Raw genomic sequence first — 9,104 nt, 5'->3', positions numbered from 1 at the left:
CGACCCGCGCACCGAGATTCTCAAGGGCCAGGTCAAGCTCGACGACGAGGGGTACATCGTCGTCGACCACCCCACCACCGCCACCAACGTCCCGGGCGTCTTCGCCTGCGGCGACGCCGTGGACCACCTCTACCGCCAGGCGATCACGGCCGCGGGCACCGGCGCGGCCGCCGCGCTGGACGCCGAGCGCTACCTCGCCAAGCTGCACGAGGCGGGCGAGCCCGGCACCGACTCCTCCCAGACCCCTCAGGGCGCCGTCCTCGTCTGACAGCGGGTCTAGTTGTCCATGGACGGCACGCGCTCGGCGCGCCGTCCGCTCCACGCAGCGGTGCGGAAACGCCTGGGCGACAAGGACTCGGTGCCGCGCTGGCCTACCTGGAACGCGGCCTCCGCTGAAATTCGACCGCTGCTTAGACGCAGATCCGTCTCGTACGCTGGCCCTGAAGCCGTCGCACAAGCCAACCGATGTGTGCCGACAACACGAGTCGCCACTGCGCCGACGCTGGGCAGCCCGGCCTGCGGCGGATCGGCGTTTTCTACAGGCACTTTAGGGTGACCGGAGAGCGCAAGGGAGGTCGAGGCGATGGCCGAGGTCGTCCTGGTGGAGGTCTATCTGGCCGCGTTCCGCGAGGAACCCTTAATCCGCGACTTCACGAAGGTGGTGAACATCGACGTGTCGGCGTAGTAGTTCGGATAGGCCGCCTGCAACTGGCTAATGCGGGCGATGTTGACGAGCACGGCGTCCAGGTCGTCGTCGTTCCGCGACTCCAGCTCCGTGAGGCGGGCCTCGGCGTCGGCCATCGACTCGTGCACGGTGACCGTCAGTTCACCCTCCTTGCGCTGGAGCTCCAGGGTCAGCGCGTTTCGGCGGTCGCTGGTCGCGTGGTTGTTCACGATGGCCGCGTAGCCCCGGAGCCGTCCTACGATTCCAAGGCGCGCTTCCAGCCGGGCCAGCTCATCCAGCAGGTCCTCGTCCGACTGTTCGGCTCCCGGCACGGGCGAGGTCCCTTCCTGGCGCGCCATCAGGGAGCTGACCAGAACGAAGAAGCGGATGACCTCGGGGTCCCCCTTCCCGTACTTAAGCTCACTGCCCGAGAAAAGATCCATCGTCTCGACCGCCGTCGCCCAGGCGTGCTGCAACTGGGTGCGGACCTGCAGTTCGATCCGCAGGCCGTGGTACTCCTTCTTGGACGCCCCGTACTCGTAAGCCAGGTGTACCCCTCGGTAACCCGACTTCTTGGGACCTGGGTCTTCGTGGAGGTAGTCGTAGACGCGCGTGACACGGTTCCGAGCCCGTGTGAGGTCGCGCAAAACCTCAACCAGCGAGTCGACCTCGCTCACCGCCTCGAAGACGACCCGACAGCCCCCCAAGTCGTGCATGGTCGTCACGCTCATCGTCGGAATGCGGGTGAGCTTGTCCAGGATGGTGGGGAGCCGCTTCAGCCTCTGCGCCACGACCGCGTTCGAGTTCACGGCCAGCGCCTTCTGCCTCACGGTCACCGTCACGGCGTTGAGGGGGAACGCGTGAGCGCTGCGGAAGTTGCTCAGAACCGCCCTGGCCTCCTCAAGTTCGGCGGCCGTCCCATTCCCCTTGCCCACGAGCTTGCTCGCGCGACCGACGGCGCTCTTGGAGTGCTCCGGCACAACTCGCTTCACCACGGGCAGACAGTACCCCTGCACTCGGCGCACGGTCAGCGGTTCGGGACCGTACCCTCCGTTTAGGGGTACGACCAGGGAGCCGTGAACTACGAAATCGACCTACCCGGAAGACCGAGACGGCTCGCCGACAAGGGCCGTGTGGTCACCAAGGTGGTCACGGACGCTCGATCACGCCCCGGTGGAGGCCGTCAGGATCTGACATCCCCGACCCGCGCGAGACCGGAGAATCCGACACTTAAACGTCAACTCGGATCGTGGCCGTGACCGCCGTAGCGTTCTTTTAATCCGCGGGTTGTGGGTTCGATCCCCACGGGGCCCACCGAACCGAAGGTGGAACTCCAGCGGTGGAGTTTCCTCCCTGAGCGGGCCGACAGGTGGGTTCAGGTTCCGTTCAGGCTTCCCTCAGCACAGTGGGCGCTGCAACGACGCAACCACGAGAGGGAACTGCCATGTCTCACAAGCTCATCTCCGGCCTCGCCTCGGCCGCCATCGGTCTCGCGGTGCTGGGCGGCGCGGGCACCGCCGTCGCCGCCACTCCGGCGACCGTCCCGGCAGGCCACAGCCATCACGACTACAACGTCTGTTGGAACGTGAACTTCTACCGTGCAAACGGTTACTGGCACGTGCGATGGACCGACGAGGACGGGCGCCACCACGAGAAGGCACGCACGTTCAAGGGTGTGCTGAAGGAGTTCAAGGACGAGTGCGACCGGGTGGTCCGCAACAAGAACTACGACCGCGACCACCGCGACCACCGCGACCACAAGGGTGACAAGGACGACCACGACCGCGACCGCGACCGCGACCGCGACCACAAGCGCGACAAGGACGACGACGACCACGACCGCGACCACAGGCGCGACAAGGACGACGACGACCACGACCACGACCACGACAAGGACGACCACGACGACGACCACAAGTGGTAGGAGCGCCGAGGGCGGCGTAGCGACGTAGCTGCGCCGCCTCACCCCGCCGTCCCCCGGGACTCCACGCAGAGTCCTCCCGGGGCGGCACCCCAGGCCCCCCACGTTCGGCCTTCGGCCACGTGGGGGTCACCCCGCACCCTGCAGGGGGCGGCCGGGACTCCCGGCCGCCCCCTGCGCGCGCGTAGCCTGGCAGGCGTCGGACCCATGATGACGTGGGGAGACGGGGTGCGGATCCTGGTGGTGGAAGACGAGCGGCCGCTGGCCACGGCGATCCGGCGGACCCTCGAGGCCGAGGGCTTCACCGTGGTCCTGGCCGAGGACGGCATCGACGGCGAGTGGCACACCCGCGAGCAGAGCTTCGACGTCGTGGTTCTGGACATCATGCTCCCGGGCATGTCGGGCTACGACGTGTGCCGGCACATGCGCGTGCGCGGCGACCGGACGCCGGTGCTGTTCCTCACCGCCAAGAACGGTGAGTACGACGAGGCAGACGCGCTCGACATCGGTGGCGACGACTTCATGTCCAAGCCGTTCTCGCCGGTCGTCCTCTCCGCCCGCCTCCGGGCCCTGACGCGACGCGCCTCCAGCGGCGACGGCCCGCCGCTCGTCGTCGGCCCGCTGCGCATAGACCCGGCGCAGCAGCGGGCATGGGCGGGAGAGACCGAGCTCCACCTGACCGCCCGGGAGATGGCCCTGCTGACCTACCTCACGCACCGGGCCGAGCGGGTGGTGAGCAAGCACGAGATCCTCGAGCACGTCTGGGACCAGGCGTTCGAGGGCGGGCCTAACGTCGTCGAGGTCTACGTCGGGCGTCTGCGCCGCAAGCTCGAGCCGACCCGCGGGATCACCATCAGCACCGTCCGCGGGATGGGGTACCGCCTCAGCGGGAGGCGAGCATGAAGGGGCGGCTGGGAGTCCGGGCGACGACCACCCTGGACGCCACCGCCGTCGTCGCCGTCATCCTCGCCCTGGCGGGCGTCGCGTTCGTCCTGCTGCTGCGGCGCGAGCTGGTCGAGGGCGTGGACGCTGCGGCACAGGACCGGGCCCTGGACATCATCCTGCTGCAGGACGACGCCGGCGCCGTTCCGCAGGTGCCGGCCGCGCCGTACGGGGGCAGCTTCGTCCAGGTGATCGACGCCGAGGGCCGGGTGCTCGCGGCGAGCAACGGTCGGGTCGAGACCGCCCCCATGGTCGGTCCGGCCGACGAGCCGTCGGTGCGGACGCGGACCCTCCCGCCCGGGGGGCCACGCGCCCGCCCGTACCGCGTGCTCGCCATGCCCGCAGGGACGGACGCGGAGCCGCGCACGGTGGTGGTCGCCCAGTCCCTGAGCACGGCCAACCGGGCGGTCAGGGACGCGACCCGGCTGATCGTCGCGATCCTCCCGGCAGTCCTCGCCCTGACGGGTCTGGTCACCTGGCTCAGCGTGGGGCGGGCCCTGGCCCCCGTCGAGGAGATCCGGCGCAAGGCCGCGACCATCGGCGCCGGCGACCTCTCGCAGCGCGTGCCGCTGCCCGCGACGCGCGACGAGGTCCACCGGCTCGCGGAGACGATGAACTCGATGCTGGGGCGCATCGAGGCCTCCGCGGAGCGCCGTCGTCACTTCGTCTCCGACGCCTCGCACGAGCTGCGCAGCCCGCTGGCCAACATGCAGGCGATGCTCGAGGTGGCCAGGGCCCGCGACGACCCGGAGCTGTGGCAGGAGACGGCGTCGGCCCTCCAGACGGAGCAGACACGGATGGCCCGGCTGGTCGACGACCTGCTGCTGCTGGCTCGTCTCGACGGTCGCGCACCGCTGGTGCAGCGGGAGATCGACCTCGACGACGTCGTGCACGCGGAGGCGCAGTGGCTCCGCCGGACCGCGTCCCCGCTCGCGGTCGAGGTCGCCCCGCTGCCCGCGCTGCGCATCCGGGGCGACGAGGCCCAGATCACCCGCATCCTGCGCAACCTCACGGAGAACGCTCGCCGTCACGCCCGCACGACGATCTCTCTCGCGCTGCGCCGCGAGGGCTCCAGCGCCGTCATCACCGTCCGGGACGACGGCGCCGGCATCCCGGCCGCCGACCGCGAACGGGTCTTCGACCGATTCACCCGCCTTGACGAGGCCCGGGCCCGCGACCACGGGGGCACCGGGCTCGGGCTCGCCATCAGCCGTGCCATCGCGCAGGCGCACGGCGGGACTCTCGCCGTCGCCGACGAGACCGGTCCGGCCGGGACCGTCCTCGAGCTCCGCCTGCCGCTCCAGCCCGAGCCCGCCGAGCCGGTCCGGGACGAACGGTCCGGCGCCTCGACACGGTGACCCCCGCCACCGCCCCTCCGCGCCTACCGCCGGGCGCGATCGGACGCCTCCGGGCTCGAGGGCCGCGAGCACAGAAGAAAGGGGGCCGACCGCACCCATGGTGCGACCGGCCCCCGAGAGCGGCTGCGTCAGCGTCGCACGGGGCGACGGCCGCGGGTGGCGCCGAGGTAGATGGAGATGAAGATGATCGCGAGGACGATCGAGACGACCCAGCGGATCCAGTCACCGCCAGCCGTGTCAGCCCAACCGAACGCGTCGGTGATGAGGTAACCGACGGCGGCACCGGCGGCTCCGAGAATGATGGTCCACAGGATGCCCAGGTTCTGGTCGCCCTTCATGAACAGCCGCGCAAGAGCGCCGATGACGGCTCCTGTGATGATGATCCAGATGATGCTCATCTTGAGCCTCGCTTTCTCATGGCCGCGCGTGGCGGCACGGAAGTCTTGCTGACAGAGGAAGCGTGACAGCGCGCGGTCAGACTCGCATCCCGAACCGGGTCACAGGTTGGTCACAAGTTGTTCACGATGCGTGAGATCAGCGTCCGCCCGTGCGTCGCGGGGCGCCCTGGCCGCCGGTCGCACGGCGGGAGCGGCCCGGCCGCCCGGCGCCGGCCGGCGACGCGGACCCGACGGGCCGGCCGTTGACCGTGGTGCGGGTGCGCCCGGAGGGCGCGGCCCCGCCTGCGGCGGGAGCGGAGGTCCGCGCCGGCCGGGCCGAGCCGCTGCCGGGCGTGGTGGTGGAGTGCACCGCACCGGAGCCTCCGCGACGACGGCGGCCACCGCCGGCCGAGCGGGCACCTCCGGAACCGGGCTGCTGGGGCGCCGGCTTGCGCGAGGCGGCGAGGTGCGCGCGCTGCGGGTCGACCGCGGGGGCGACGTCGCCGACGAGGTCCACGACGCGCGGGTCGTCGGCCGTCACGTCCACAGGGGTGACCCGGATCTTGGCGGCGCGGGCGAGCGCGCGGAAGTCGCCCCGCTGCTCGGGCAGCACCAGGGTGACGACGTCACCGCCGTGGCCCGCACGCGCGGTGCGGCCGGAGCGGTGCAGATACGCCTTGTGCTCGGCCGGCGGGTCGACGTGGACGACGAGGTCGACGTCGTCGACGTGGATGCCGCGGGCGGCGATGTCGGTCGCGACCATCACCCGGACCTCGCCGGAGGAGAAGGCGTCCAGCCCGCGCTCACGCGCGTTCTGGGAGAGGTTGCCGTGCAGCTCGACGGCCGGGATGCCGGAGGAGGTCAGCTGCCGGGCGAGCTTCTTGGCCTGGTGCTTGGTCCGCGTGAACAGCAGCCGGCGCGAGGCGCCGGAGGCCAGCGTGCGCACGAGCTCGTTCTTCGCGTCGGTGGAGCCGACCAGGAAGACGTGGTGCTCCATGGCCGCGACGGGCGACTCGGCCGAGTCGACGCTGTGGTGCAGCGGGTTGTCGAGGAACTGCGCGACCAGCCGGTCGACGCCGTTGTCCAGGGTCGCGGAGAACAGCAGGCGCTGGGTGCCGCGGGGCGTCGCGCGCAGGATCCGGGTGACGCCGGGCAGGAAGCCGAGGTCGGCCATGTGGTCGGCCTCGTCCAGGATGGTGACCGCGACGGCGTCGAGGTGGATGTGGCCCTGGCCCATGAGGTCCTCGAGCCGGCCGGGGCAGGCGACGACGATGTCGACGCCGCGGCTCAGCGCCGCGACCTGGGGGTTCTGGCTGACCCCGCCGAAGATCGTGGTCACGCTCAGGCCGGCGGCCGTGGCGAGCGGGGTGATGGTGTCGGCGATCTGGTTGGCGAGCTCACGGGTCGGCGCGAGCACGAGGCCACGGGGTCGTCCGGCGCGCGTGCGGCCCGGGATCGTCTCGCCGGAGGGCACGAGCGCGGCCAGGCGCGCGACGAGCGGCAGCGAGAACGCGAGGGTCTTGCCCGAGCCGGTGCGGCCGCGGCCGAGCACGTCGCGGCCGGCGAGGGTGTCGGGCAGCGTGGCGGCCTGGATCGGGAAGGGCGCGTCGATCCCGCGCGTGGTGAGCGAGCGCACGAGGACGCCGGGGACGCCGAGGGCGTCGAACGAGGCGGTCGCGGGCGCAAGAGTGTTCTGGGGCACGAGGGCGTACTTCTCTCAGCTGAAGGTCACCGCAGGCATCTCCGCTCACTCGTCATCGGCGGAGGACCCGCCGGCGCGGTGGCCGTGCAGTGCGATGTCGGGGCGCCGCTGGGCGCCACCTGTCGTCAGTATCGCACGTCACGGTCCGGAACGGCCGGGTTGGTGAGCAGCGCCACCACCCGCAGTGCCCCGCGGCGGTGCCGGTGGGCGCGTCCGACCTGGGCCGCCGCGCCCCTGGGCCGGGGCCGCCTCGACGCCCGGGCCTGGGCGCCTAGGACCCCTCGGGCCCCTCGGGCCCACCGGGCGGCGCCGGTCCCGTCCCGCCCCGCTGCGCGTCGGTCCGGGCCAGCAGCACCGCGACCGAGATGAGCACCAGCCCCACCGCCTCCCCTACGGTCGGCACCTGGCCGAGGACCACGAGGCCGACCAGCAGGGACGTCGCCGGGAGCAGCGACGTCAGCAGGGCGAAGGTGTGCGCGGCCAGCCGGGTCAGCGCGACCTGCTCGATGGCGTAGGGGATGAGCGAGGAGAGCACGCCCACGCCGACCACGGCGGCCAGCAGCGCCAGGTCCGACAGCGCGACCCCCGCCGTCGGGACGGCGACCGGCGCGTAGAAGATCGCTCCGACGATCGTGCCGACGGCCAGTGACGTCAGCCCGTCCCGCCCCGCGGCGATGCGCCTGCCCAGCACGATGTAGACGGCCCACGCGGCACCGGCCAGGACCGCGAAGGCCGCACCGGCGGCCGTGCCCGGGGCGGACCAGTCCAGCCCGAGCCCGCTGATGGAGACCACGCCGAGGAGCGCCAGCCCGACGGCGACCCGCACGCGCGCCCCCCGCCCGGCCAGCGCCGCCACGGCGACCGGTCCGAGGTACTCCAGCGAGACCGCCGTGCCGAGCGGCAGGTACGCGATCGCGGCGTAGAACAGCAGGTTCATCGCCCCGAGCACCACCCCGAACAGTGCGGAGCCGGCGAGCGTGCGCAGCGTCCACGGCGCCCGCCACGGCCGCCGCCAGGCCACCAGGAGCACGGCGGAGACGGCGAGACGCCACCAGGCCACCGTCGTCGCGGGCATGTGGTCGAACAGCCCGACGGCCACAGCCGCACCGACGTACTGGCTGAGCGCCGAGAACATGAACAGCGCAGGCGCGGGCACGGCAGGCCTGCGCCGCGAGCCGGACGCCCTCATCCGAGCACCCCCACGAGCACGAGCACCACCGGCACGCAGCCGAGGCTCGTGAGCAGGATGGCGTCGCGCACCATCGGCACCGCGCGCCCGTAGCGCATGGCGTAGACGAACACGTTCTGCGCCGTCGGGAGGGCGGCGACGATGACGGGACCGAGGAGGTCGTCCCCGGTGAGGCCGAACGCGTGGGCCCCCAGGAGGTAGGCGAGCGCTGGCCCGCCGAGATTCTTCAGGGCGACGGCGGTCCACAGCGACGCCCTCCCCTCGCCCCGGCCCGGCAGCGGCGCGCCCCGGAGCGAGAGCCCGAAGGCGATCAGCATGAGCGGGATGGCCATGTCCGCCACGAGGTCGACCGGCAGCGCGACCACCGCCGGGAGAGTGGCGCCGGTGAGGGAGACGAGCAGGCCGAGGGCGACGCCGATGACCAGCGGGTTGCGCACCGGCATGGTGAGCGTCTGCGTGAGGGAGACTCCGCGGCGACCGGTCTGGGTGTCCAGGAGGGCAAAGCTGACCGGCACCATGACGAGCAGCTGGAGCAGCAGCACCGGCGCGATCGCGGCCGCGTCGCCGACGGCGAAGACCAGGATCGGGATGCCGAGGTTCCCGGCGTTGACGTAGCTGGCCGTCAGGGCGCCGAGGGTCAGCGCCGCACCGCGCTGGCGCAGGACCAGGCCGGCCACGAGCGTGTGGACGAGGACGAGCACGGCCGCGGTGATCACGTTGACGAGCGCGCCGGTGGAGAAGACGTCGGCCACCTGCGCCTCGCTGACCGTGCGGTACATCAGGGCCGGGGTGGCGGCGAAGAAGGTCAGCCGGCTCAGGACGCCGTCGGCGCCGGCGCCCAGCACTCCGCCCCGGGCGAGGAGGTAACCCAGCAGCACGACGGCCGCCAGCGTGACGAAGCCGGTGAGCACGCCCGCCACGCGTCTCCCCCTCTCAGCCGGCCGTCAGCGT

9 protein-coding genes are annotated in these 9,104 nt (G+C 72.1%); 4 read left to right on the top strand and 5 right to left on the bottom strand.

What is annotated here, in order from left to right; translation table 11 throughout:
- Positions 1-268 (top strand): FAD-dependent oxidoreductase (locus ABD774_RS01775; RefSeq protein ID WP_345036936.1); only part of this gene is annotated, 268 nt, incomplete at its 5' end.
- Between the two features lie 341 nt (positions 269-609).
- On the opposite strand, the gene ABD774_RS01770 is transcribed toward ABD774_RS01775, so the two are convergent.
- The gene (locus tag ABD774_RS01770; protein ID WP_345036934.1) at positions 610-1,659 is read right to left on the bottom strand and encodes a RelA/SpoT domain-containing protein; all 1,050 of its coding nucleotides are present in this window, start codon (positions 1,657-1,659) and stop codon (positions 610-612) included.
- 449 nt (positions 1,660-2,108) lie between these two features.
- On the opposite strand from ABD774_RS01770, the gene ABD774_RS01765 reads away from it, so the two are divergent.
- The 3 genes from ABD774_RS01765 to ABD774_RS01755 all read left to right on the top strand — a co-directional run bounded on the left by ABD774_RS01765 (position 2,109) and on the right by ABD774_RS01755 (position 4,885).
- On the top strand, positions 2,109-2,588 hold the full coding sequence (locus tag ABD774_RS01765; RefSeq protein ID WP_345036931.1) for a hypothetical protein: 480 nt from the start codon (positions 2,109-2,111) through the stop codon (positions 2,586-2,588).
- A gap of 225 nt (positions 2,589-2,813) precedes the next feature.
- Positions 2,814-3,488 carry a response regulator transcription factor gene (locus tag ABD774_RS01760; protein WP_345036972.1) on the top strand — a complete coding sequence of 225 codons (675 nt, stop codon included), beginning with the start codon at positions 2,814-2,816 and terminating at the stop codon, positions 3,486-3,488.
- Positions 3,485-4,885, top strand: coding sequence for a sensor histidine kinase (locus ABD774_RS01755; protein WP_345036929.1), 1,401 nt, complete (start codon positions 3,485-3,487; stop codon positions 4,883-4,885). Before ABD774_RS01760 ends, ABD774_RS01755 begins: the two co-directional genes overlap by 4 nt.
- 128 nt (positions 4,886-5,013) lie before the next feature.
- Here the strand turns inward: ABD774_RS01755 and ABD774_RS01750 are convergent, their stop codons facing one another.
- The 4 genes from ABD774_RS01750 to ABD774_RS01735 form a co-directional block, all read right to left on the bottom strand.
- Positions 5,014-5,283: a GlsB/YeaQ/YmgE family stress response membrane protein gene (locus tag ABD774_RS01750; RefSeq protein ID WP_345036927.1), complete on the bottom strand. Its 270-nt coding sequence runs from the start codon at positions 5,281-5,283 to the stop codon at positions 5,014-5,016.
- Between the two features lie 136 nt (positions 5,284-5,419).
- Complete coding sequence (locus tag ABD774_RS01745; RefSeq protein ID WP_345036925.1) at positions 5,420-6,964, bottom strand: DEAD/DEAH box helicase; 1,545 nt, start codon at positions 6,962-6,964, stop codon at positions 5,420-5,422.
- Between the two features lie 271 nt (positions 6,965-7,235).
- Positions 7,236-8,153 carry an EamA family transporter gene (locus tag ABD774_RS01740; RefSeq protein WP_345036923.1) on the bottom strand — a complete coding sequence of 306 codons (918 nt, stop codon included), beginning with the start codon at positions 8,151-8,153 and terminating at the stop codon, positions 7,236-7,238.
- Positions 8,150-9,073 carry an AEC family transporter gene (locus ABD774_RS01735; protein ID WP_345036921.1) on the bottom strand — a complete coding sequence of 308 codons (924 nt, stop codon included), beginning with the start codon at positions 9,071-9,073 and terminating at the stop codon, positions 8,150-8,152. The genes ABD774_RS01740 and ABD774_RS01735 overlap by 4 nt, the downstream gene beginning before the upstream one ends.
- Positions 9,074-9,104 lie beyond the last annotated feature (31 nt).

The sequence above is a fragment of the Georgenia daeguensis genome, assembly GCF_039537705.1.
Lineage (GTDB): Bacteria > Actinomycetota > Actinomycetes > Actinomycetales > Actinomycetaceae > Georgenia > Georgenia daeguensis.
This window is presented reverse-complemented; position numbering and strand designations above follow the sequence as displayed.

Coding starts and splice junctions, on each gene's coding strand:
- ABD774_RS01750 (WP_345036927.1), bottom strand. CDS start 5,283: ATGAGCATCATCTGGATCATCATCACAGGAGCCGTCATCGGCGCTCTT.
- ABD774_RS01740 (WP_345036923.1), bottom strand. CDS start 8,153: ATGAGGGCGTCCGGCTCGCGGCGCAGGCCTGCCGTGCCCGCGCCTGCG.
- ABD774_RS01755 (WP_345036929.1), top strand. CDS start 3,485: ATGAAGGGGCGGCTGGGAGTCCGGGCGACGACCACCCTGGACGCCACC.
- ABD774_RS01765 (WP_345036931.1), top strand. CDS start 2,109: ATGTCTCACAAGCTCATCTCCGGCCTCGCCTCGGCCGCCATCGGTCTC.